The organism is Chryseobacterium vaccae, assembly GCF_009602705.1.
GTDB classification, from domain to species: Bacteria; Bacteroidota; Bacteroidia; order Flavobacteriales; family Weeksellaceae; genus Chryseobacterium; species Chryseobacterium vaccae.
This window is the reverse complement of sequence record NZ_VSWH01000001.1, coordinates 4,703,768-4,729,079: the sequence shown is the minus strand read 5'-3', so window position 1 is coordinate 4,729,079 and position 25,312 is coordinate 4,703,768. Positions and strand designations below refer to the sequence as shown.

The window sequence follows — 25,312 nt, the reverse complement described above, 5'->3', positions numbered from 1 at the left end:
ATTATTTATTTAAAGCCTCTTCAATACGAATAATTAAGTCTGTGTAATGAGCTCTTGAAGCATCATCTCCTTTATATCTGGTCCTGTTCAGCAGATCCAGCACTTTCTGTAGTTCCGCTCTCTTGTAAGTGGTTACTTCAGATACTCTTTTCATGGATGAATAATTAATATTCCTAAGATTTTGATCTTCACCATGGAAATTACAGATGAGCGGCATATTCAGCGTTTGGTCTGTCTTCAATGCCTTTACTGCTGTTTTTTCAAATAATTTATTGACAGAAACAATCAGTGCATCTACATAGTTCTTCTGTGTCATCTTTTCAAGAATAGTCAGTGTTCCTTTTTTCCTGAAAATGGCAGTTCTTATCTGGTCAAATAGATTCTCAACGGTATAGATTTGTTCTTTTGATCCTGAAACTTCATGCTTCAGTTCATTTTCAAGCATTCTGAGCAGCCTGTCATCCATCAACAGAGCATAAATATTGGCATACTGCATTCCTCTTGCCAGCGTATAAGGCGTCTGTTCGAAAGGTCCCATCGGAGAATTCTTCACAGGATATGTTTTTTCTGAAATCGGATTAAAGAACAGCCATTCCGGAAGGTTGATGGCATTTTTCACAAGATAATCAACTGCTCTCTTCTGAGTCTCGGCAGGAACTGCTTCATACGCTTTTTTCTTATTCCCGAAAACCGTATTGTTCAGATAAATTCCTCCTACATTTGCCATTACATGACCTGTATACAAGTCCCACTGCCCGATCGCTCCCAAATACAGCTTACCTGCATCCGTATACTCTTTACCATCTTCATAAGTCCATTGTAAAAGATTATTGATAACAATTTTCAGGTTTTTCAATCCATATTCACTGGCTTTCATCGCATCATCACCAAGGTCTTCAGACTGCGAACGCGGATCAATAGTCTCCAGATAGCTTTGCTGTTCACCATAGAAATACAATGGATCATCCTGGTGCTTTTCGATTAAGTTTCTGATGGCTTTTTTCTCGGAAAACTCATCTGGATACCAGCGGTAACCCCATTCTATAGCGTATTTATCATAAATTCCGATTTTTGGAGTGATCGCGGTAACGCCATCTTCCGGCTGTGCTACGTAATTGTAACGGGCATAATCCATGATAGAAGGAGCTGTTCCTCCCATTTTATCAGTAAACTCTTTTGAACGGAGCGATTCTACAGGAAATGCAAATGAAGATCCCATATTATGCTTTAATCCGAACGTATGCCCCACTTCATGAGACGATACAAAACGGATCGCTTCCCCCATATATTCGTCACTGAATTTATTTCCTCTCGCTTTCGGATCTATTGGTCCTATCTGAATTCTCATCCATTCCTGAAGAGAAGTCATTACATTATGCCACCAGATGATATCCGCTTCAATAATCTCCCCACTTCTCGGGTCTACCACCGAAGGTCCCATTGCATTTGACTTAGGAGAAGCAGCATACGTGATTACCGAATATCTTACGTCATCAATGTCAAAATCTTCATCTTTTTCATCCGGCATTTTAGCAATGACCGCGTTTTTAAAACCTGCCTGCTCAAAGGCTGCCTGCCAGTCATGCACTCCTGCTATGATTTTTTCACGCCATTGTTTTGGTGTTGCGGGATCGATATAATAAACGATCTGTTTTTTCGGCTCTACTAACTCTCCCCTCAGATATTTTTCTTTGTCTTCATCTTTAGGTTCTAAATTCCATCTGGTAATGAAGAATTTCTCATCCATTTTTTGCTGACGGTCATTGAATGCCCAATGCTTTTCACTAAAGAAACCGACTCTCTGATCGGAGACTCTTGGTTTCATAGGGATTTTGGAAAGCAACACAAGATTAGTGGTCACCCCCAATGTCACAGGCAGATCTACCCCACCTTCATTCACAGAAGTGGTCAACTGGGATTTCACCACAAGATTCTGAGGAAAGGTTTTCACTCCTTCGATATAGGAAAGGTTTGATTTCACAGATCCTCCTAACCCCACATTGGCCAGCACATCATTGAAACTCTTCTGATTACCATCAAAAACCTTATTGACTTTGATCGCTACCGAAGTAGAGTCATTGTTCTGGGCCTCAATATCAAAAACCTCAATCACAGATTCTGAAAAGTTATCTTTTACAGATTTTGTGATCGCGTCGTTTTTAGGAGATGATACTTTTACGTCTGAGGTTTTCACCCAAACTTTTTTGGCTACATTATCACGGTGAAAAGAGATGATCTTGTTTTCATAGTTCATTCCCTTATTTAATCCCGCCTCATTCACCTGCATCGGTACCTGAGACAGTTTATTCACCACCAGGAACTGACGTCCCATAAGGCTGTCGGGAATTTCAAAATAAACATCCGTTTTTACCTGAATGGTATTAAAAAGCCCTTTTTTGAAGGTTCCTTTTTTAATCAGGTCTTCAATTTTTTTTGTTTTCTTTGAAGAAACATCGGTTTTCTCCGTTTTTTCTTTATCTGTTTTTACAGAATCTTTTTTCTGTGCCAGTACTGCCGGCGATGCCATAGCAAGTCCCAGATACAGAGCCAGTCTGTAGTTCTTCATTAAAATAGTCCGATTCATTCCAAATAGTAGATTTAGCCGGCAAAGCTATAAGGTAAAGCAATATTATATATAGTGTTAGGGAGTGAAAGGTAGTTTTTCGGGAGTGAATGGATTTTTATTTTCACTTCATTAAAGGCAAAAAACATACGAAATATTCACCATCAACTGAAATATTAAGAGAATTAATCCTAAAATAATCATAAATTTGATTCAAATAATCAATCCCAAACTTTTCGCCCTCTACGGGCTCTGTTTTCGGCTGCCAAGTATTCTTTACAATAACCGCCTCTTCTTCAACGATAATCATGATTTCCAGAGGATGATCTATGGTAGCTATATTATGTTTTATCGCATTCTCCGTTACGATCTGAAGGGATAAATAAGGAATCTTTTTTTCTAAGCTTTCCGGAGCATTAATCTTCAGTTCAAAAGTCAGCTCTTCTTCAAACCTGCTTTTCAAAAGTTCCATATACTGCCGGATAAAATTAATTTCCTGCTCAACGGGAACCCTGTTTTCTTTTGGAGGCACAATAAGATACCTGTAGATCCTGGAAAGGTTCATGGTGAATTTCTGTGCGCTATCTTTATTAATCCCGATCAGCATATACAGGGAATTCAATGAATTGAAAAGAAAATGCGGATTGATATTATTTTTCAGCTGCCGAAGCTGGTTCAACACTTCTGCTTTATGCATTTTCTCATTTTCAATCAGCAGCAGGTTTTTTTCAGACTGTATTTTTTCTTTTTCCTTATAGGCTATCCTAACAGATCTCTGAAACAGAATAAACACAGTGACAATAAGAAACAATGCCGCCAGGAAAATATAGGTGGTATAAGCTTTTACCTTATAAATATTTTCATCGATGATGAAGTTAACATGATTAACAACGGTGTATCCTTCAAAATTATCTGTTTTCAACGGCTTGATAAACCGGGTTACTTCTACTCCAAGGTATTCTGAAATGGCAGTTCCCTGAGTATATCCAGATTTAGCCGTACTACACAAAGTATCTTTAGGTTTAATATCTGTAAATTCAAAAATACTTTTCCCAAGATATTTCTTCTCAGGATGGGTAATACAGATGCCTTCTTTTGTAAAAACATAAGCATACGTATTAGAATTTTTATCTACATTGATAAAGTACTGATGGAGATCATCTAAACTCACTGCAGAGCCATAATACAGCCTGTTTTTACCTGTCAGCGCAAGAGAATCATAGCTTATCCAGTACATGCTGTCTTTACGGGTGACCAGAAGGTCTTTAAAATGCCCGGGTCTGTTGTTTTTTATGGTAATGGATCGGTCTGCATTGTCCGCTTTTCTGAAAATATCCGTTAAAGGACTATTGGTCTCTGGCTTTCCTGTACTGTTGTTATCATAATAATACCAGCTGTAGGCCAGAAGGTTCCGTTTTTTGTTCAGGTCATTCAGAACGGAAGAATAATCTTTATAGTTTTTCAGCCCGTCTTTCTGAATCAGCGCACGGAGCAGATATTGATAATCTTCAATATTTTTGAATTCGTTTTCTACGGACTCGTATTTCCGGACAAAGGTTTTTCTGGCAAAATCTTCAGTATTTTTCCGGCTATCTCTGGTAATTAAAAAGCTGAGAACAGCAAGAGCTGTTACCGCAATAATACAGGCTGACAATACCGCGATGTAAACTGATTTTTGAGAGAGCGCTTGTTTAAAGTTAATGTTCAATTTCTTCTGCATTGCTATTTTCTTTAAAAGAAATCCGGGTGAAATTTTATCCCTTTTTAGTATTTCTTTTACAGATAATTAATTCGTTTGCAAAAATATAACAAAGATCTGAGGACCATAAAGTGAATTAAAAGTATCATTCTATTTTTTATAAAAAACATCAAAAAACTGACTATATTCTGACACTACTACCCGTTTTCTCTAAGATACACCGGCTGTAACCTTTTATACCTTTACGCTTTCATGTAGAAATGAGTTTAATATCTTTGTTTACAGAAAATATAATAATGACAAAAGAACAGAAATATATATTCACTTCTACCCGACTTGGTTTTAGAAATTGGGAAGAAAAAGATGTAGAAGAATTATATAAAATAAATTCAGATTCAAGAGTTATGGAATTTTTTCCTACTCTTTTAACTAAAAATCAAACAATTGAATTTATTGAAAAAATGAAAATTCAATTCAAAAAAAATGGATTTTGCTATTTTGCTGTTGAAAAATTAGAAAACAAAGAATTTATTGGTTTTATAGGACTTAGTGAGCAAAATTATGAGGCAGATTTTACTCAGTGTATTGATATTGGCTGGAGAATAAAATGTAATGAATGGAATCAAGGGTTTGCAACAGAGGGAGCAAAAAGATGTTTAGAATATGCTGAAAAAAATTTAAATATTGATAAAGTTTATTCAATTGCTCCTAAAATTAATATAAAATCAGAGGCCGTAATGAAAAAAATTGGATTGGAGAAAGTGAAAGAATTTGAACATCCGTTATTAAGAGATGATGAAAGGTTAAAAACTTGTATTTTGTATCAAAGTAAATAAATTATACATAAGAGAAGTCTTTCACAAAACAGAATGTATAGGAATCGTATACCCCCGTTCTTATGGTCTGTCTATTATTTTTGATTTTCACTTCTTTTTTTTCGTCAGTTTTTAATAATTTAGTATTATAGATATGGCGAAATAATATTTATAATGAAAAATATCCTCAACGAATACGCTACATATGGTCCTCTGTTTTTGGTTGACGAAGCCCATTATGAAGAATTCTGTGGTTATCTGCAGGAAGCAGTTTATAAAAAATCAGATTTTTTCCTGCAGGAGGGTGATGAATGTCAATATTTAGGTTTTTTAAAAACCGGATTTATGAGAACCTTTTACCTCAATGAAAATGGTGAGGACGTTAATTTCACGTTTCATTTTGACAATTACTTTTTTACGGATTATGAAAGTATTCTTTGCAGCACCCGTTCAAAAATGAATATCAAAGCGGTAAGAGATTCAGAGGTTCTGCTGCTTCATAAAGATGATCTTCAGAAACTGTATCAGAAAGATGCCTACTGGCAGGAGTTCGGAAGAAAAATGACAGAAGTTATTTATCTGAACGCCAAAAAAAGAATTGAAGAGCTTCTCTATTATTCACCTGAAAAAAGATACCACAGACTTCTCACCGAAAACCCAAAAATTTTTCAGCTGGTTGCCCAGAAACATATTGCCAGTTATCTAGGGATAAAACCTCAGTCTTTAAGCCGAATCCGGAACCGGACTTTAAAACGTTAACTAAAGTGAACATTTTTTCACCATCAGCATCCTAAATTTGTAGTACAAAATCTAAAGTATATGGAAAATAAAAATGTTACGATCGTTTTAGTTCACGGAGCATGGGGGGATGGCTCACACTGGAGACATGTTATTGAAAACCTTCACCATGAAGGATATACCGTAAGAAGCGTACAGAATCCTTTAACGTCTATGGAAGACGATATTCAGAAAACAAAGGACCTGATTGACCTGCAGGAAGGCAAAGTTATTTTGGTAGGACATTCCTATGGAGGAGCTGTAATTTCCGGTGCCGGTCATCATGATAAAGTAGCAGGACTTGTTTATATTGCAGCTTTTGCACCTGATAAAGGCGAAAGTCTGGGAGGAATTTTCGGACGCAGGGATCAACCTTCAGGAGCAGCCAATATTGTTCCGGATGCCAAAGGGTTTTTATGGATAAAATATGACAAATTCCATGAAAGTTTTGCGCAGGACTTAAATCCTGAAGATTCTGTTGTAATGTCTTTATCTCAAAAGCCTATCCACGGGAGTATTTTTGCTGCAGAAGCCGGAGAACCTGCCTGGAAAACCAAACCTAGCTGGTATCAGGTATCAGATAATGACCGTATGATCCCTCCTGAAACAGAAAAAGAAATGGCAGAAAGAATGAATCCGAAAAAAATCATTCATCTGGATGCCAGCCATGCCTCATTAGCGACTCATCCCAAGGAAATTACAGAACTGATCAAAGAAGCAGTTAATGCAGTTTCTTGAAACTTGCTTTAAACTTACTATAATCAACAGGCTTTAGGCCTGTTTTTTTATTATAAAACAAAAATGATAGTCTTAAAAATAGTTAATATAGAGTTCTGCCTCCTCAATTTCACTGCCTATATTTCGGAAATTACCTATCTTCGCCTGTAAATTTTATTTGAAAATGAAGAAACTGATCTCCGGAATATTTGTTTTTTGTTCTGTCATTATACTGGCTCAGGAAGCCATCCAGTTTCAGGAATTACCGTTTAAAGATATTATAGCCAAGGCCAAAAAAGAAAAAAAACTGGTCTTTATAGATGCTTATGCGGCCTGGTGCGGACCCTGCAAGATGATGGAGAAAAATGTTTTTACCCAAAAATCTGTCGGAGATTATTATAATGCCAATTTCATTAATGCCAGATTCGATATGGAGAAGGGAGAAGGCAGGGAAATCGCGGCTAAATTTGGAGTACGTTCCTATCCTACTTACCTTTTTTTAAATGGAGAAGGTGAACTGGTTTCTCAGAATTCCGGCTACATGGAAGAAGGTCTTTTTGTAGCTATGGCTCAGGATATCAACTCTCCTTCCAACAAAAAGGGTTCTTTAAAAGAACGTTTTGCCAAAGGTGAAAAAGATCCTGCATTTCTGATCAATATTATGAAGCTGAACTCTAGCTCTGATTATGATTTCGCTAAAAAAGCATCTGAAAGATATTTTGAAAATAAAAAAGCTACAGAAGAACTTTCCAAAGAAGAAATAGGTTTTCTTCTGTTTTTTCTGAAGTCTACTGAAGACAGCAACTATAAAACATTTTCATCAAGAAAATCCGATATTGTAAAATACCTTCCGGAAGATACCTACAAAGAATTCGACAGCCAACTAAAACTCTCGAAAATCTTAGCACAATCCATCGATGATAAAAATAAAAAGATCAACGAGGATTTTTTCATGAAATCTGCTGAACCGTTGGTAGGAAAAGAGCTTGCTCTGTCTAAGCTTAACCAGACTAAGCTAAGCTATTATGAGCAGCATGCCAACTATCCTGAGTTTGAAAAAGCTGCTATGGATTATTACAAAAATTCTGATGCCTATGATCCCAATGAGCTTCTAAGAGCTGCGTGGGTATTCAGTGATCACATAAAAACGCCATCATCATTAAAGAAAGCCACAGAATGGGCTGAGAAATCTGTAATGCGGGGCGAAACCTCTGAAAACACTTATATTCTGGCCAAACTCTACTTCCTGACCGGAAATAAACAGTTGGCCAAGACGTATGCAACCATGTCAAAGAATATAGCCATTCAATCCCATAAAGACTATAACCTTGCAGATGAATTACTAAATCAACTAAAATAAAATTAATGATGAAACAAAAATTTCTCGCCGGACTCTTTGCAATCCTGTCTATAGGAACATTATCAGCCCAGGAGCAGGAACCCGAACAGGAAAAGAAATTATATCTGAAAGGCAATGCCGTTCTTATTCCTATTGGTGTAATTAATATTGCCGCAGAGAAACAGCTGAGTGAAAAATATACGCTTCAGGGAGATGTTCTTGTCTCTCCATGGAAATCATTTGCAGGACATGAACTGCAGTATTATTCTGTTTCGGTAGAAGGAAGATATTATTTTAACAAAGCTTTCAACCATTGGTATATAGGAGCTAACATTGCTGCATCAGCATTTGTTCTGCAGAAATGGGATTATTGGAATGATAATCTGTATGGTAATGAAAGAGGGGAAACTTTCATTAGATCAAATATGTATCAAAAGGGATATTCTCTTATATTTGGTATTACAGGAGGATACCAATTTCAATTATCCGACCGCTGGAACATGGACATCTATGCAGGTATAGGTACCTCTCAGGATTTCTACAAAGGATACGACCGTGAAAGTGGCAAACGCTACGATATGGCTCAAAAATATAATAAAAGTGGCGAGATCATCCCTTATAGAGGAGGTGTTATGATTTCTTACCAGATAAAATAATCTTCATGAAACTGTTCGGAAAAAATCATATTATCATTTCAGTGACCACTTTTGTGATCCTTTTTTTAATGAATTATCTCGGGAATAATCAGCCTGACAAAATGGAAAGAGCCCTGATGACAGCCTTTGCCGGAGTTATCGGATTATCTGTAGGACTTTTCATTCTGAATAAAGGTAAGAATGATAATAAGCCTCCACAAAACTTTGATTAATTAACGTAAGTTCAGGATAAGAATATCTGATAGATGCAGGTTTGAAGCTGGATGATGGAAGAAGGAAGTTTTTGAAAGTCATTAAGAGCAAATGTTGATCTGCTTTTATTTAATTTGATTTTCTGGTGGCTTTCAATACCTATAACTAAAAGTAACTTCCAGCATCCCTCTTCCAGCTTCCAACTTTATAATTTCTTCAATTAATTAATCCTGATACACCACATATTTGGTACGGATTTTTTCAAATTTTTCCAGATCATTTTTCCAGGAGGCTTTGATTTCCTGAATTGATTTTCCGGCAATAATCTGTTTTCTGAACTCATCTGTTCCCGCCAGTTTATCAAAAAACAAATTTTCAAGAAAGAAATTCTGCTGTGGATTTTTATAATTTTTATAAGCTTTCATAAGCCATTCGAGATTAAGTTCCCGAAGATCTTTCGGGTATTCTGAAAGGTTTTCCCCATAGCAGAGTTTCCCATTCAGGAAGGGATCTTTTGCCCCGAAATTAGGTTTTGGAGTAAACTGATAAGGCAGTTCCGGCGTCCACGGAGATCCGTATACCTGAAACGGCAGATCTGTTCCTCTTCCTGCAGAAACCTGGGTTCCTTCAAAAAAGCATAAGCTTGGGTACAGATTGATTGATTGATCATTCGGAAGGTTGGGAGAAGGCTTATCTAAAATAGGATACCGCTGTTTTTTATGATAATTTTTCATCGGGATCAGGGTGTATTTTGCCTGAACTCCATTTTTCAGCCAGCTTTCACCATTTACCATTTTACCGTATTCTCCTATCGTCAGCCCATATACTACAGGAACTTCGTGCATTCCTACAAAACTTGACCATTTTTTTCTTAAGACAGGCCCGTCTGTATACCCGTCATGAGGATTGGGACGATCCAGTACCATGACCTCAACATTATTTTCAGCTCCGGCTTCCATGAGGTAGGCTAATGTAGAAATATAAGTGTAAAACCTCACCCCAACATCCTGGATATCAAACACAACAACATCAATTCCTTTCAACTGTTCAGGTTTAGGTTTCTTGTTGTTTCCATATAAAGAAATGATGGGAATTCCGGTTTTCACATCTACTCCGTTTTTTACTTTTTCTCCGGCATCTGCATCTCCTCTGAAACCATGTTCCGGTGCAAAAATCGTTTTGATTTTAATATTATTTTTAACCAGAAAATCTACGACATGGGTTCTGTCGCTCATCAGTCCAGTCTGATTCGTCACAACACCAATCGTTTTATTTTTCAGTAACGGCAGATAAACTTCCGGCTGATCGGCCCCTGTTTTAAAATCTGTTTGATCTTGGCTCTGAGAATAATATTGATTGAATACTCCCAAAAAAATTAGGCAAATCAGAAGTAAATTTTTAATTTTGAAATCTAAATTCATAAGCTTGAAATTTCCTTTATATTTCTCTAGAAAAATAGCGTTTTCCAAAGATAACAAAAATAACCTATCAAGGGTTATCATCTTCATCGGCAGGCTTTCTGTAGCTTTGGGAATCATTGTTTCTTTAATTACCGTAGCTACCGGTTTCGGTTCAAAGAAAGCCATTAAAGAGAGACTGGCAGATTTCAGCGGCCATATTACTTTGCGGTCTACAAGATCAAATTCCTCTTATAACACCTCTATTTTAGATAATCAGGGACTTAATATTCAAAAGATCAAGGAGCTTCCCGATGTGGAAAGCGTTCAGAAATATGCTACGGTTACCGGAATTATGCGGAACGAGCATAGTTTTGCAGGAATCATTTTTAAAGGAGTCGGCAAAGATTTTGACAGCCTGAGATTTAAAAAATTCCTTATAGCCGGAACAACTCCAACGGTAACGGAAAAAGGCTTCAACAATGATGTTACCATATCACAAAAAGTTGCGAATGACCTTCACCTTAAAGTGAACGACAGTATCGTAACTATATTTTCAAAAGCGGATCAGAAACCAATCTATCGTAAATTCAGAATTATCGGAATTTACAAAACTGACATAAAAATGATTGATGATCAGTTCGTTATTGGAGGAATCAATCACGTTCGAAGAATACAGGAAATGAAACCGGATGAAGTGGGCGGAATTGATATTTTCCTGAAAAACGTCAATGATATTGATAAAGATTTTCCGGAGATTGAAAAGCTTATCGGCTATAAAAATTATGCAGAAAAAGCAACTGAGAAATACCCTCAGATCAATGACTGGATCAGTATATTTGATACGAATATTGCCCTTATCATTATCATTATGCTCGTGGTAGTGGTGATCAACATCATCATGGTTCTTTTAATTTTGATCATCGAAAGGACCAATTCAATCGGGCTTCTTAAAACACTGGGAGCGAGCAATGCTCAGATCAGAGCAACCTTCATCAATTACACCCTGATTATTATGATTCCAGGACTTCTCTATGGAAATGCCATTGGTCTTGGACTTATTCTGATTCAGAAATTTTTTGGGGTAATCAAGCTTAATCCTGAGAATTATTATGTAAGCACGGTTCCGGTAGATCTTAACCCTATCGCCATTATCTCCATTTCATTAGGAATTCTTCTTATTTCCGGACTGGCTCTGATTATTCCGAGTTATCTGATCAGTAAGATTTCACCAGTGAAAGTGATTAAATATAATTAAGGATGAATAGTGAATTCTCTGCTATCTTATTAATGATTCACAGTAAAAAATTCACCACTAATAATTAATCATTCACTTTTTATAAATCATTTCTACCAAATTACGTGGCTAATTTTTAAAGCCTTATCTTTGCAACCGCTTATAAACCATTTATGAAATACGCAAAAAATATCCTTGAAACTATCGGAAATACTCCTCTTGTAAAGCTTAATAAAGTTTTAGGTGAAGATTTTCCGGCTTTAGTTTTGGCAAAAGTTGAGACCTTCAATCCTGGAAACTCAGTGAAGGACAGAATGGCTCTTAAAATGATTGAAGATGCCGAAAAAGACGGAAGATTAAAACCCGGCGGAACCATTATTGAAGGAACTTCCGGAAATACAGGAATGGGACTGGCTCTTGCCGCTATTATCAAAGGTTACAAATGTATTTTTGTAACGAATTCCAAGCAGTCAAAAGAAAAATGTGATATTCTACGTGCTGTAGGAGCAGAAGTAATTGTTTGTCCTACCGATGTAAAACCTACGGATCCTCGTTCTTATTATTCCGTTTCCAAAAGACTGGCTAAGGAAACAGAAAACGGATGGTATGTAAACCAATATGATAATTTATCCAACAGAGCAGCTCACTATGAGTCTACTGCTCCTGAAATCTGGGAACAGACGGAAGGAAAACTAACTCATTTTGTAGTAGGTGCAGGAACAGGAGGTACTATTACAGGATGCGGAACTTTCTTCAAGGAGAAAAATCCTGATATCAAAGTAATCGGTGTGGATACTTACGGTTCTATCCTGAAAGAATTCCATGAAACAGGGGAACTTCACTACGATCATGCTTATACTTACATCACAGAAGGGATTGGGGAAGATATTATTCCTGAGAACTATGATATGTCTGTTATTGATCATTTTGAAAAGGTAACTGATAAAGACGGTGCCATCTATGCAAGAAAGCTTGCTAAGGAGGAAGGAATTTTCTGCGGATATTCTGCAGGAAGTGCGATTGCTTCTCTTATACAAATGAAAGATCAGTTTACCAAAGACGATGTTATTGTTGTGCTTCTTCATGACCACGGTTCAAGATATGTAGGAAAGATCTACAATGATGAGTGGATGAAAGAGATGGGATGGCTGGAATAATAGAATATAAAAGGTTAAATCGGACAAAGGCAGAACCGCTGATTTACTGATTCACCCATAAAATAAAAATCAGAGCAACTTGCTCTGATTTTTTATGATTTAATATTTTCTTTTAATGTTTTCTTAAGGAAATTGTAGTCTTTTTCGCTCATTGATTTCTTAGGAAACATATAGCTGTACTTTCCTTCAAGGGAAATAAACTGTTCATTATTTTCAAAATAATCAAAATCTTTCCATTCGCTGGATTCCTTTTCATCATCAATGACTACTACGAAAAAATTCTGATCAAACCGGATTTCGTATACTTTACAGTTTTCAAGCCCATTTAAGTATTGATTCACCTGTTTTTTCCATCTTGAAACTTTATTGATACTTACGGACAGAAAAACAGCACAAAGCAGGAATATAAAACTCAGAAAATATAAAATCCCCTGATTTTCTTTACTGAACTGATCTTTTAAAAGAAAAGCAGCACCTACAATCAGTGCTGAAGCTATGGTAAAAACTGTTTTACTCTTTGTTGTAGGCGAAAACAGCAAGCTTCCCTGGTTCCCGCTGAAGTATATTTCCTCAAAATCCTGTCTTTTAGGCTTTAAAATAATCACCTTTTCTTCATTCATAACGATTCTATTGCTCTAGTCTGCAAAGCTAAACGAAATAGTCTGAATCCGGAAATTATTTTAAGCTGAGTGCAGGATTTGAGAATAAATGCTATCCTGAACCCTACTCTTCCCCATACTTATCACTGATTGCAGCAAGTTTATTCATCAGTTCTCGATTTCTCCGTTTCAGGGTATCCAGTTTTTTCAGCATATGATGAATGACTTCCATTCCCGGAAGATTAATTTCAAGATCATAATGCCAGTTGACAAATTTTTCCAGATCAGGCAGGTCTTCGTACATCAGATAGCTGATTTCATCTTCGATGTGTATACTTAGTAATCCGTAGTCTACGAGTTCATTAAAAAAAGTGATCTCTATATTGTATATTTTCACTACTTCTTCGCGTGATATTCTTTCACTCATGGCTTAGGAATTTTTAAGTTGTTCAAAAAGTTCTTTCTGCTTTTCGGTAAGATTTACCGGCAGCTTTACTTCGTAAGTCACAAAAAGATCTCCATACTGACCTTCTTTTTTGTATAAAGGAAAGCCTTTTCCTTTCAATCTTACGGTCGTTCCGTTCTGGGTTTCCGGTTTAACTTTAAGATTGACACTTCCATCCAAAGTATTTACTTTTACATCTCCTCCTAACACAGCGGTATACAGATCAATGGCTACTTTCGTTTTCAGATCATCTCCTGTTCTTTCAAAATCCGGATCTGCCGGAATATTGAATGTAATGTACAAATCCCCATGCGGACCTCCATTAAATCCTGGGTTTCCATGACCTTTAAGCTTGATCTGCTGTCCGTCATATACTCCCGCCGGAATGGTAATTCTTACTTTTTTACCGTTGATCTCAAAGGTTTGCGGATGGGTTTGGGCAGCATCTCGTAAATTTAAATTCAGTTCAGCGTGAACATCCTGTCCTTTGAATTTCCCGGAGGCACTTCCTCGTGAACCTCTCCCGAAACTACTTCCACCACTGCCACCGAACATATTCTGAAAGAAATCGGAAAAATCTTCACCCTCACCAAAATCGGCACCGGAAAATCCACCTCCACCGTAATTCTGCTGTTGATACTGCCTTTGCTGCTGCTGGGCTTTTTCATATTCTTCACCATGTTTCCAGTTTTCTCCGTATTTGTCATACTTGGCACGATTTTCTGGATTGCTGAGCACTTCATTGGCTTCATTCAGTTCCTTGAATTTTCTTTCGGCCTCTTTATCATCGGGATTAAGGTCAGGATGCAGCTTTCTCGCCTGTTTGCGGTAAGCTTTTTTAATGTCATCCTGTGTTGCGCTTTTATCTACGCCCAAAATTTTATAGTAATCTATATAAGCCATAGAAACGATATTTACTCAAATTTATGAAATTTGCCTCTGAAAATTGTATAACAGAATGTTAAAAATAAACCTATCTTTGATAAAAAGTACTACATGAAAGAGGTCTTGAAAAACTACTCAGGAATTATACTTTTACTCTTAGGAATTACAGTTGGGAGCATTATAGGGATTGCAGCTCCCAGCATTGTAGAATATATTAAACCGTTGGGGGATATTTTCCTCAATCTTCTTTTTGTGAGTGTAGTTCCTCTGGTATTTTTCGCAGTATCCAATTCTATTGCCTCTCTGGAACAACAGTCTAAGTTTGGAAGGATTATTCTTACCATGTCTTTAACGTTTCTGTTCTTCATTCTTACAGCCGCTGTTTTTACCATCTGTGCGGTGTATTTGTTTCCTGTTTCCGGGGTTTCGGGAAGCAGTGAAGTCATTACAGAAACAGCGAATACTGATACATGGGGTGACCGGATTGTAGGCTTTTTCACCGTTGGGGAATTCACGGCACTTTTTTCAAGACAGAATATGCTGGCGCTTCTTATTTTTGCTTTCCTTACAGGATTTTCGGCCCGGAAGGCAGGTGAAAAGGGAGAACCTTTCAGGGTATTTATTGCTTCAGGGTATGAAGTCATGAAAGAACTTCTTTTACTGATTATGAAGCTGGCTCCAATTGGTTTAGGTGCCTATTTTGCTTATCAGGTCGCCACTTTGGGACCTCAGCTTTTTGGATTTTATGCAAAACCTCTCGGACTGTATTATATTGCCGGAATCGTTTATTTCTTTATGTTTTTTACCCTATATGCATTCATGGCAGATGGCCGCAAGGGTATCAAAGGTTTCTGGGGCAATGCTGCCTACCCTACTCTTACCGCTTTAAGTACGTGCAGCAGTTTTGCAACGATGCCCGCAAATCTTCAGGCAGCATCTAAGATCGGTATCCCGAATTCTATTGCGAATCTGGTGATCCCAATTGGGACTACTCTTCATAAGAACGGCTCTTCAATGTCTTCTATCATTAAGATCTATGTTGCATTTCTGATTATCGGGAAAGATTTTTTTGATCCAGCCAATCTTCTGCTAGCCTTAGGTATAACTGTATTTGTGAGTATTGTAGCCGGTGGTATTCCGAACGGTGGATATATCGGAGAAATGCTGATGATCTCGGTTTATAAACTGCCTCAGGAAGCTATTCCGGCCGTGATGATCATCGGAACTCTTGTAGATCCTCTGGCTACGGTTCTCAATGCGGTGGGTGATGTGGTTGCAGCTATGTTTGTGAACCGGTTTGTGAAGACCTGATTTTTTCCATATTGAACAAATCTTGTAAATTTCTTATTTGAATATTGCCCAGCTTTTATTCACTGCGCTTTACTTGTTCTAGATTTCCATATTCCTCCGGAGTAAAGAGCCGGTAATGAACTTTAAAAGTTTTACCTAAAGGGGTTTCCAGTGAGAATCCTCCCGGACCGAACCCATCAGTCACATCAAGGGTAAAGTGAGAGTATTGCCAGTATTCAAAAAGGTCTCGGTCTATCCAGAATTCATGCCCGTTTATGGTTCCGATCATAGCGTCGTTCATTCTGGGAAAGAATCCTCCTTTCTCAAAACACTGCGGCTGCGTTCCTTCACAACATCCTCCTGCCTGATAAAACATTAATGCTCCATATTTTATTTCCAGCTCGCGGATTACTTCAAGAGCTTTTTCTGTAGCGGATAGTCTGCATTTTTTTGTTTCCATAGCTGTTTTTGAATTAGTTAGTTCAGGTTTTTCTGTAGTTGGATAAACGCTAGGGCGCTATTGTTTTTTAATTCTTGAAACGCTTTAAATTGAGGCTTCTTTTATTCAGAGCTATTCTTAACTTTAAATTTTATTGATTTTTTTATGTTAAGAATCTGTTACCATCAGTGAAAATATTGTTACTAAAATTTTTCTCTCGCGAATCCGGCAGACTTAGCAATTTTTTTAATCAATGGCTGATTAATTTTATCTTTCAATACATCTTTTTAAAAGAAAAACCCGGCTATTTGACGCCGGGTCCATTAATTTGAACCGGCAATATCCAGTACGATTCGTCCGTCTATCTGTCCTTTTTTCATTTTATCAAATACCTCATTGATGTCTTCCAGTTTTGCAGAGGTCACTGTAGCTTTTACCAGTCCTTCATTAGCGAAATCCAGTGCTTCCTGAAGATCTTTTCTTGTTCCTACGATAGAACCTCTTACCGTGATTCTTTTTAAAACCGTTTCAAAGATCGGAAGTTCAAAAGAACCGGGAGGCAGACCGTTGAGAGCAATGGTTCCTTTTCTTCTAAGAACGTCTATTCCCTGCTTGAAAGCAATGGGAGAAACCGCCGTAATCAATGCACCATGCATACCGCCAACTTCTTTATGAAGATATTCTCCGGGATCTGTAGTTTTTGCATTGACTACTAAATCTGCTCCCAATTTTTTGGCTAATTCAAGCTTATCGTCTGCTACATCAATTGCTGCCACGTGCATTCCCATTGCTTTGGCATATTGAACGGCAACATGTCCCAATCCTCCGATTCCTGAGATCGCTACCCATTCTCCGGGTTTTGTTTCAGTTTCTTTCAAGCCTTTGTAAACAGTTACTCCAGCACATAAAATCGGGGCAATTTCTAAAAAGTTGACATCTGATTTTAAATGTCCCACATATCTGGAATCTGCAATAACATATTCTGCGAAACCTCCATCTACACTATATCCTCCATTTTTCTGAGCTTCACACAGTGTTTCCCAGCCGGTAATACAGTAATCACAACATCCGCAAGCGCTGTACAGCCATGGAACTCCTACGGCATCCCCTTCTTTTACCTGTGCCTCGGGCCCGCAGGCTACAACGATACCGACTCCTTCATGTCCGGGAATCAGGGGCATTTTAGGTTTTGCCGGCCAGTCACCGTCTACAGCATGCAGATCGGTATGGCAGACTCCACAGGCTATTACTTTCACGAGTACTTCATATCTTCCGGGTTCTCTTACCGGAACTTCTTCAATTTTCAGGGGTTGTCCGTAGCCTTGAACTACAGCGGCTTTCATTGTTTTTGGAATCATATGGATTAAAGTTTTTTATTAGTTATGAAGGTCGTTTGAACTGTGAATTTTCTGACGGGTTATTATCAATTCACGGATAACGAATGGATACAAAAATTGGGGATACTTTTTTATTAATAGCAAGACAAGGGTGAGTAATAACAGTGTGTTTTTAAGATAAACAAAACCGCTTCGCTTATCTTTGAAATACAAAGACTTTGTACTATTCGCTAAGTTTATGCATTATCTATATTCTGTATAGCTATTCTTTGTTTAATACTTGTAGAAATATATTTGAAATTTTTATTTATTCCACAACTTTCGCACCTGGTTTATGATGACCTTAGGTGATTAAAATATTTTTTATTCAAACAGGGGTGCTGATTATCTTTTCAACCGGAATTTCCTGATCAGGAGTATATCTGTCCACGTGAGGGATGGGAAGGGCGGCGAGGAACGAGCCGGTGCGGAATGAAATGAAGCACCGAAACGAAGTGAAGCCCTGGAACAGCCCGACCGTTTTGCCCCGGCTCCGCCGGGGCAAACGGGCACGCCCTAATATTAAAATTAAAAGAAACCTAATTTGTTTTTGTTGTAAGAGATCAGCATATTTTTAGTCTGACGATAGTGATCCAGCATCATTTTGTGGTTTTCACGACCGATACCGGACTGCTTATATCCTCCGAAAGGTGCTCCTGCCGGATAAGAATGGTATTGGTTTACCCAAACTCTTCCTGCCTGAATCTGGCGCGGAATATTGTACAGCTGATGTGCATCTCTTGTCCATACTCCGGCACCCAATCCATAAATGGTATCGTTGGCAATTTTTACGGCTTCCTCTTCATCTTTGAAAGTCGTGAAAGCCAGTACCGGACCGAAGATTTCTTCCTGGAAAATTCTCATCCTGTTATTACCTTTAAAAATGGTAGGCTGGATATAAAATCCGTCCTCCAGGCCTTCTCCTATATTATTAACATCTCCTCCGACAAGAACTTCCGCTCCTTCTTCTTTTCCCAATTGAATGTAGGAAAGAATCTTGTCTTTCTGAATTTGCGAGGCCTGAGCACCCATCATTACTGTCTTATCCAGCGGGTTTCCAATTTTGATGGCTTTTACTCTTTCGATCACTCTGGCGATGAAAGCATCTGCAATATCTTCCTGAACCAATAATCTGGACGGACATGTACAGATTTCTCCCTGATTAAGGGCAAAAAGAACTGCTCCTTCAATGGCTTTGTCGAGGAATTCATCATCCGCATCCATTACCGAATTAAAGAAAACATTGGGAGACTTACCGCCAAGCTCCAGAGTTACAGGAATGATATTTTCTGTAGCATACTGCATTACAAGGCGCCCTGTAGCAGTAGATCCGGTGAATGCCGCTTTTGATACTTTAGGGTTGGTTACCAACGCTCTTCCTAGTTCTGCCCCGAAACCGTTGACAATATTAACAACTCCTGCAGGAAGAAGATCACCGATGATTTCCATTAAAACTAAAATGGACACCGGAGTGCTTTCTGCAGGCTTCAATACAACACAGTTTCCTGCAGCCAGTGCCGGAGCCAGCTTCCATACTGCCATCAGAATAGGAAAATTCCATGGGATAATTTGTGCGATGACGCCCAGGGGTTCGTGAACAATAAGTGATACCGTATCTTTATCCAGTTCGTTGTGAGAGCCTTCTTCGGCACGGATTACGGAAGCAAAGTATCTGAAATGGTCTATTGCTAAAGGCAAGTCTGCGGCCAGTGTTTCTCTTACTGCCTTTCCGTTGTCGATGGTTTCTACCACAGCAAGGTACTGAAGGTTCTGCTCAATTCTGTCTGCTATTTTATTCAGAATAACACTTCTTTCTGTGGATGATGTATTTTTCCAGGTCTGGAAAGCTTTATCTGCAGCATTTACAGCCAGCTCTAGGTCTTCTTTTGAGGAATGCGCCACCTGGGTAAAGTTTTTACCATCTACCGGTGAAACTACATCAAAATACTGCCCGTTTACCGGAGGTGTAAATTTTCCATCAATATAATTATCATATTTGTTTTTGAATTCAGGCCACTGCAATGCGGTCTCTGATCTCGGTTCTGTCATTGTGCTCATATTAGTATTGTTTTAATTTTTCGTTATGCCAAATTACATTTACCATAGAAAAAGCTATAGCACAATCGTATAAAAACACTTCAAAATAGTGCAGCCCTCCAATTTTATAATTTTATTAACAGCAACCCAGAGCTAAATTTTCTATATTTGAGTTATTAGGTCCTTTAAAATATTTAGAAATGATCAGTAATAATAAATTTTTATTAAATACTCCTGAATTAAAGAAGGAAAAGCAGCTGCAAAGCCTTGTAGAGCATCAGACCAAATTCAGTCTGAACAATTGTGAATTTAGTATATATGAAACTCACAAAGCGGCCTTTGGGGTTAAGCTTCATTTTGAAAACATAGCTTTTACAGCCATGCTGAGAGGAAAAAAGCATATGAAACTGGACCATAAAACCAATTACTTCGATTATTTTCCCGGTGAAAGCATTCTTGTAGCTCCGGGTGAGACCATGGTGATTGATTTTCCCGATGCGGATGAATCCCCTACTCAATGTATTTCCTTGAGCCTCAATCCTGATTTCATAGAAGATTCTCTCAATTATTTTAATTACAGCCTTCCTAAAACAGATGAAGCTTCCCAATGGAATATTCAGCTGGATGAATATTTTCTTTTTAACAATCAATCTCTGGCTTCTGCTACCAACAACATTATGAGGATTGCTATGGACGATAATTCCCAAAAGGATATCATGGCAGATCTTGCTTTAAAAGAGCTTTTGATCCGGCTTATGCAGACCCAGGCCAGAAGTATGGTAGAAAAAAATGTAGCCAAGAATAAATCCAGAATAGGTTTTGCCGTAGATTATATCCGGAAAAATCTTCATCAGAAACTTTCAATTGAGAGTATTGCCAAGTTGGCTTATGTGAGCAAATCGAATTTTTTCAGGATGTTTAAGGATGAGCTGGGCATTTCTCCCAATGATTTTATTTTACAGGAAAGGATTAATAAAGCCAAAGAATTACTTTCGAATCAGAATAGTATTAAAGAAACTGCTTACCAAACCGGATTTTCGGATACAAATTATTTTACGAGGGTATTTAAGCAGCTGGTGGGTGTTACACCGAAGAATTATCAGATGAAGGTTATTTTTTCTAGAGAATATTGAGAGGTTAAATTTTGGTTTTGAATACTGAGGTCTATATTTATAACAAAAAGCCCTGAAAAACAGGGCTTAATTTATTATCTGCTATAATTTTAATATCCTGGAAATTGTTTAATACCTAAGTTTGTATTTAATTCAGCTTGTGGTAAAGGGAGAGCTTTAAACTGAACTTTAGCTGATGTCAATTCAACCTGTGTCTGAGGATTTTTGAAAGCAAGTCCGTTTCTCTTTAAATCACTATATCTGAAACCTTCCAAGAACATTTCAAGGTTTTTCTGCATCAAAATCTCTTTCAAAAGATCTGTTCCGGTACCTGCATAAGTATATCCCACATCTCTATATGTTTTAACCCAAGTATTGAGTTTCGCAAGGGCTTCTACAGGATTGGTATAATATAAAGCTTCCAGCTGATTAAAAACAGCTTCGGTTTTTCTTAATACCACAATATCTCTATCTGTGGCAGTATATTTCATAACATCTATAGGTTTAGGATTATCAGCTAAGGTAAGAACATATCCTGTATTTCTGTACCATGTTCCTCTTCTAACATCATCAGCTCCCAATTTATTGAAAAACGTCTGGGTAGCAAAGTTCTGCTTATATCTTCCAGTAGAAGACCAGGTTGCTGTAATACCATCATTAGCACCCGGTAAATCGAGAGCATTATAATCAATCTGGAAAATTATTTCAGCATTTGTTTCTCCAGCAACATTAAAAAAGTTAGCAACTCCCGATGAAGGTAATAAAGTATATGCCGTGTTATTAAGAACTTTTTGAGCATAGGTATCTGCCTGAGGATAGTTTTTAACTGTAAGATAATATCTCGAAAATAACAAATCTATTGCAGCGGCATTAAATTTCCTACTACCATTTGTTGTCCCTACCAGTGAAGCTGCTTTTGTTAAATCTGCAAATATTTGATCATAAACCTGTTTAACACTTCCTCTAGGTAAGTTTGTACCGGGCTTAAAATCCAACGGAAGAGGAACCCCAAATTCAGGATTAGAACCGTTAAAATTATCACTGAATAAAGATACCAATGTTGTATAAGCCATTGCTCTTACGGCATAAGCCTGACCAAATAAATTGTTTGGCGTTCCTGGTGTGTTTGAATCATCTGAAATCTTTCCTTCATATCCAAGAACAAAATTAGCATTTGCAATAATTTTATACAGTGATGCCCATACAGTCGCAATATCAGCACTGTTTTGAGTATAAAAAGTAAGATTAGGATCTCTAGTTGTTGAAAATCTATTAGAATTTACCAAAGCTACAAAAGCATTATCCCCAAGCAGCTCCTGTAAAGTAGGCAATAAAGCTCCGTAAGAATTAATTGATCCATCACCATTCGTCTGATAATATCCATATAGACCATTTACCGCCGTGTTTAATACTTTTTCATTAGTAATGGCTTCATTTAAAGGAAATGTTGTAGGAGGCAATTCTTCAGAAAAATCATTTTGACATGAACTTACAACAACTCCAGTCAATAATATTAATAATATTTTTATTTTTTTCATTTTTTTAACTTTAAATAATTAGAAATCAACCTGTACACCAAAAATAAACTGTCTCATATTGGGTTGTGTCATATCAAAAACTCCTAAATTAGAAACCGTATAAGCAAATGCATTTGAATTTGCTTCAGGATCAAAACGAAGTTTCTTATCAAACGCATAGGTATATAAATTAACGCCTCTTACATAAGCATAAATACCTTTTAATCCTTTTACATTAAGCATTGATTCTTTAAAGGTGAATCCCAATTCTACATTTCTTAATCTAATATTATCCCCTTTATAAAGATATCTTGTAGAGTTGGTATTGGAAGATCGATTACCATTAAATACCTGTTTAGGCATTGATGCATTTGGATTACTAGGACTCCATGAATCATAAAGCGCTGCGGTCGTAGTATTTACTGTAGGAAACGCTCCATCTGATTCATACACAAATCCCCATCTGTCCCATACTGAATAATCTCCCTGATAATTTAACATGAATGAAAACTTAAACCCTTTGTAAGTAAATTCATTAATTAAACTAGCTATATGGGTGGGTAAAGCTTTTTGACCTGTAAAAGCTAATTTGGCCTTATTTATATCATTCGTTGTAGCAGTTCTTGTATCATCTGTGTACCATAGTGGATCTCCGTTTGAAGAATCTACCCCTGCCCACAATCTTGTGTAATATTCTGTCGGGTTATGCCCTGGGAAAAAAGCTTTTAAACCAGGAATAATTGTAGGTACGCTATCTCCTCTTAAATAGGTAATTTTAGAATCATTATAGGAGTAGTTTGCCTTAATATCCCAACTGAAAAATTCATTATTTTTTCTATATCCTAATAAAACTTCAAAACCTTTAGATTTTACTTCTGCCTGATTTTTAACAATAGAGCTGAATCCTGTAGAAGGAGAAATTGGAACATCATAGATTTGATTAGGATTTTTATTGGAATAAACATCAAAAGTTCCATAAAAGCTTCCATTTTTGCCCAATGAAAAATCCAACCCGATATTTCTTTTATTAGATTTTTCCCATATTAAGCCATCTGGTGCTCCTGGAGTTAGGATAAATCCTGCATTGGTTTGAAGATAGTTCCCCGCCAAAGAATATTGTGGGTATTTTTCATAAGGACCTGCTGCCTGATTACCATTTTCTCCATAACTTGCTCTAAGTTTTAATGTATTGATATAGGATGGCAGAAAATCCATTTTACCTAAATCAAAGCTGGCACCAACACCAAAGAAATTTCCTGCTTTAGTATAACCTGAATAGGTATCCCTTCTGGCAGAACCTGTAATGGTTGCAAATTTCTTAAAGGTATATGATGCTCTCGCAATATATCCCACAAGCGTCCAGGCATCAGTTCTGCCAGTTGCAGCCGTAACGTTAGCTGCTGCATCTGCAAACAGTATTCTTGTCCCTGCTGGAAAACCTCTCTTCGTAAACGAATTATATTCTAGCGTTCTTCTTGTTGACTCCATACCTACAGAAGCAGAAATATCATGTTTTCCATCAAATGTTTTGTTAAAGTTTAAGAAGTTATACCAGTTCCAGGTGAAAAAGTTTCTCAAACTTTTAAAGTAGAGACCATTTCCATTTCCATTTGATGGCTCGTATCCATCTCCAAAATCAGGATTCCAATAAGTAAATTCGTTTCCAGAGGTGTTATCAATACCAAAATTTGAATTAAATGTTAGATAAGGTAAAATTTTATAGTCGACGTTTAATGAAGTAAGTACCTTATCAAAGGTTCCTTTAGTGATATTCGTCCCGGTTATTGCTAAAGGATTAAACTGTGGATTTAAGTAAACTAAATTCAAATTATAAGCACCATTACTCAGGTACGGATTTTGTGTAGGAGAAAGTAATGTTCCTGAAAAAATAGGATTTGAAAATGCTGACGCATCAGATGGCCCTGCCTGTACTGTTCTTGATAAATTGGTCCCAAAAGTAATATTTAATTTATCTGTTGCTTTCCAGCTAGCCTTGATTGCTCCTGTATATCGGTCAAAGGCTGCATCATATGATAAACCTTCTTGCTTTAAGTATCCTAATGATGCATACATGGTGAAATCTTTAAAACCACCTGAATAACTTAAATTATACCTGCTTGTAATAGGAGAATTTCTTCTGGTTAGTTTTCTCCAGTTTGTATCAGTAGTACCATCCCATTTCAATATACCTACTCTTGCGTCATCAGTCGCTTCCTGCACATTTGCATATCCATCTGGAGATGTAGCTGGAAATCTATTATACAGAGCTTGTCCAAGATAGTTTACATGTTCCTGAGCATTCAGCATATTCAGTTTATCAAACGCAATATCTGATGTACCTATCTCACTAACAAACTGCAAATTAGATTTTCCTTTCTTACCTGTTTTTGTTGTAATAACAATTACACCATTAGCCCCTCTGGAACCATAAATTGCCGTTGCAACACCATCTTTCAAAACCTGTACATCTTCGATATCGGCAGGATTTATCAATGATAAGGCGTTTTGCGTCGTCAACGCACCAGAAATATCACCAGACTGAACCGGTACACCATCAACAATATACAGAGGATCATTACCCGAAGTAAGAGAAGATATTCCTCTAATTAATGTGATAGTAGATGCACCAGGTTGCCCTGAACTTGCGGTTGACATTAACCCTGCTACGGTTCCCTGTAAAATATTATCAATAGAAACAGCCGAAGGTTTATCTAAAACATTCCCTGACACTTTAACAAGGGCTCCTGAGGATTGTTCCGGAGTAATTTTTATCCCATAAGAACCCGTGAGCACGACCTCTTCAATCTGAGTTGATTGAGCAGTGGTATCCTTTTTTGGTTTTTGTTGCGCAAAAGCAGCCTGCCCTATGAAGAACAGTGCTCCAGCACTTATTACACGTAGTTTAACATTCATATTAACAAATTTTAATATATTTTAATGGACAAATATGTTAATAAATATCAACAGTAAAAACAATTAAAAATCTGAAAATCAAAACATTAAAGTTTAATATTTTCGCAAAAATAAAACTGTAGGATGACAAAAAGGATTTAAAAAGTTACA

At 37.3% G+C, this 25,312-nt stretch carries 21 protein-coding genes; 10 read left to right on the top strand and 11 right to left on the bottom strand.

Going from position 1 to position 25,312, the window contains the following annotated elements:
• Window position 1: 1 nt before the first annotated feature.
• Window positions 2–2,584 carry a zinc-dependent metalloprotease gene (locus tag FW768_RS21690; RefSeq protein ID WP_153399134.1) on the bottom strand — a complete coding sequence of 861 codons (2,583 nt, stop codon included), beginning with the start codon at window positions 2,582–2,584 and terminating at the stop codon, window positions 2–4.
• 103 nt (window positions 2,585–2,687) lie between these two features.
• Window positions 2,688–4,283, bottom strand: a complete 1,596-nt coding sequence (locus FW768_RS21685) for a histidine kinase (RefSeq protein WP_231128769.1) — start codon at window positions 4,281–4,283, stop codon at window positions 2,688–2,690.
• Between the two features lie 275 nt (window positions 4,284–4,558).
• Here FW768_RS21685 and FW768_RS21680 point away from each other — a divergent pair, with 275 nt between their 5' ends.
• The 6 genes from FW768_RS21680 (at window position 4,559) to FW768_RS21655 (ending at window position 8,778) form a co-directional block, all read left to right on the top strand.
• Window positions 4,559–5,098 carry a GNAT family N-acetyltransferase gene (locus tag FW768_RS21680; protein WP_153399131.1) on the top strand — a complete coding sequence of 180 codons (540 nt, stop codon included), beginning with the start codon at window positions 4,559–4,561 and terminating at the stop codon, window positions 5,096–5,098.
• Between the two features lie 153 nt (window positions 5,099–5,251).
• Window positions 5,252–5,836 (top strand): Crp/Fnr family transcriptional regulator, encoded by a 585-nt coding sequence (locus tag FW768_RS21675; RefSeq protein ID WP_153399128.1) that lies wholly within the window; start codon window positions 5,252–5,254, stop codon window positions 5,834–5,836.
• A gap of 60 nt (window positions 5,837–5,896) precedes the next feature.
• Entirely contained in the window at window positions 5,897–6,592 is a 696-nt protein-coding gene (locus tag FW768_RS21670) for an alpha/beta hydrolase (RefSeq protein ID WP_153399125.1), read from the top strand.
• 163 nt (window positions 6,593–6,755) lie between these two features.
• A complete protein-coding gene (locus FW768_RS21665) occupies window positions 6,756–7,931 on the top strand; it encodes a thioredoxin family protein (protein ID WP_153399122.1) in 1,176 nt (391 codons plus the stop codon).
• Window positions 7,932–7,936: 5 nt separating this feature from the next.
• Window positions 7,937–8,566 (top strand): DUF3575 domain-containing protein, encoded by a 630-nt coding sequence (locus tag FW768_RS21660; RefSeq protein WP_231128768.1) that lies wholly within the window; start codon window positions 7,937–7,939, stop codon window positions 8,564–8,566.
• 5 nt (window positions 8,567–8,571) lie between these two features.
• Window positions 8,572–8,778 (top strand): hypothetical protein, encoded by a 207-nt coding sequence (locus FW768_RS21655; RefSeq protein ID WP_153399120.1) that lies wholly within the window; start codon window positions 8,572–8,574, stop codon window positions 8,776–8,778.
• Window positions 8,779–8,982: 204 nt separating this feature from the next.
• On the opposite strand, the gene FW768_RS21650 is transcribed toward FW768_RS21655, so the two are convergent.
• On the bottom strand, window positions 8,983–10,179 hold the full coding sequence (locus FW768_RS21650) for an exo-beta-N-acetylmuramidase NamZ family protein (RefSeq protein WP_153399119.1): 1,197 nt from the start codon (window positions 10,177–10,179) through the stop codon (window positions 8,983–8,985).
• A gap of 4 nt (window positions 10,180–10,183) precedes the next feature.
• Between FW768_RS21650 and FW768_RS21645 the strand changes: the two genes are divergently transcribed.
• Both FW768_RS21645 and FW768_RS21640 read left to right on the top strand, forming a co-directional pair.
• Window positions 10,184–11,413 (top strand): ABC transporter permease, encoded by a 1,230-nt coding sequence (locus FW768_RS21645; protein ID WP_153399117.1) that lies wholly within the window; start codon window positions 10,184–10,186, stop codon window positions 11,411–11,413.
• Between the two features lie 152 nt (window positions 11,414–11,565).
• Window positions 11,566–12,549, top strand: coding sequence for a PLP-dependent cysteine synthase family protein (locus FW768_RS21640; protein ID WP_062703210.1), 984 nt, complete (start codon window positions 11,566–11,568; stop codon window positions 12,547–12,549).
• Window positions 12,550–12,641: 92 nt separating this feature from the next.
• Here the strand turns inward: FW768_RS21640 and FW768_RS21635 are convergent, their stop codons facing one another.
• The 3 genes from FW768_RS21635 to FW768_RS21625 all read right to left on the bottom strand — a co-directional run bounded on the left by FW768_RS21635 (window position 12,642) and on the right by FW768_RS21625 (window position 14,496).
• Window positions 12,642–13,169 carry a hypothetical protein gene (locus FW768_RS21635; protein ID WP_153399115.1) on the bottom strand — a complete coding sequence of 176 codons (528 nt, stop codon included), beginning with the start codon at window positions 13,167–13,169 and terminating at the stop codon, window positions 12,642–12,644.
• Window positions 13,170–13,272: 103 nt separating this feature from the next.
• Complete coding sequence (locus tag FW768_RS21630; RefSeq protein ID WP_153399112.1) at window positions 13,273–13,575, bottom strand: chaperone modulator CbpM; 303 nt, start codon at window positions 13,573–13,575, stop codon at window positions 13,273–13,275.
• Window positions 13,576–13,578: 3 nt separating this feature from the next.
• Window positions 13,579–14,496, bottom strand: a complete 918-nt coding sequence (locus FW768_RS21625; protein WP_153399110.1) for a DnaJ C-terminal domain-containing protein — start codon at window positions 14,494–14,496, stop codon at window positions 13,579–13,581.
• Between the two features lie 93 nt (window positions 14,497–14,589).
• On the opposite strand from FW768_RS21625, the gene FW768_RS21620 reads away from it, so the two are divergent.
• Window positions 14,590–15,789 carry a dicarboxylate/amino acid:cation symporter gene (locus FW768_RS21620; RefSeq protein WP_153399108.1) on the top strand — a complete coding sequence of 400 codons (1,200 nt, stop codon included), beginning with the start codon at window positions 14,590–14,592 and terminating at the stop codon, window positions 15,787–15,789.
• Between the two features lie 55 nt (window positions 15,790–15,844).
• Here FW768_RS21620 and FW768_RS21615 read toward each other — a convergent pair whose 3' ends face one another.
• From FW768_RS21615 to FW768_RS21605, 3 genes are all read right to left on the bottom strand, one after another.
• Window positions 15,845–16,228 (bottom strand): DUF779 domain-containing protein, encoded by a 384-nt coding sequence (locus FW768_RS21615; RefSeq protein WP_153399105.1) that lies wholly within the window; start codon window positions 16,226–16,228, stop codon window positions 15,845–15,847.
• Window positions 16,229–16,530: 302 nt separating this feature from the next.
• The gene (gene adhP, locus FW768_RS21610; protein WP_153399102.1) at window positions 16,531–17,565 is read right to left on the bottom strand and encodes an alcohol dehydrogenase AdhP; all 1,035 of its coding nucleotides are present in this window, start codon (window positions 17,563–17,565) and stop codon (window positions 16,531–16,533) included.
• A 546-nt stretch (window positions 17,566–18,111) separates the two neighbouring features.
• Window positions 18,112–19,641 (bottom strand): aldehyde dehydrogenase family protein, encoded by a 1,530-nt coding sequence (locus FW768_RS21605; RefSeq protein ID WP_153399099.1) that lies wholly within the window; start codon window positions 19,639–19,641, stop codon window positions 18,112–18,114.
• A 179-nt stretch (window positions 19,642–19,820) separates the two neighbouring features.
• Here FW768_RS21605 and FW768_RS21600 point away from each other — a divergent pair, with 179 nt between their 5' ends.
• A complete protein-coding gene (locus FW768_RS21600) occupies window positions 19,821–20,753 on the top strand; it encodes an AraC family transcriptional regulator (protein ID WP_231128767.1) in 933 nt (310 codons plus the stop codon).
• 89 nt (window positions 20,754–20,842) lie between these two features.
• Here the strand turns inward: FW768_RS21600 and FW768_RS21595 are convergent, their stop codons facing one another.
• Together FW768_RS21595 and FW768_RS21590 are read right to left on the bottom strand one after the other, a co-directional pair.
• The gene (locus tag FW768_RS21595) at window positions 20,843–22,270 is read right to left on the bottom strand and encodes a RagB/SusD family nutrient uptake outer membrane protein (RefSeq protein WP_153399096.1); all 1,428 of its coding nucleotides are present in this window, start codon (window positions 22,268–22,270) and stop codon (window positions 20,843–20,845) included.
• A gap of 18 nt (window positions 22,271–22,288) precedes the next feature.
• Window positions 22,289–25,162 carry a SusC/RagA family TonB-linked outer membrane protein gene (locus FW768_RS21590; RefSeq protein WP_153399093.1) on the bottom strand — a complete coding sequence of 958 codons (2,874 nt, stop codon included), beginning with the start codon at window positions 25,160–25,162 and terminating at the stop codon, window positions 22,289–22,291.
• Window positions 25,163–25,312 lie beyond the last annotated feature (150 nt).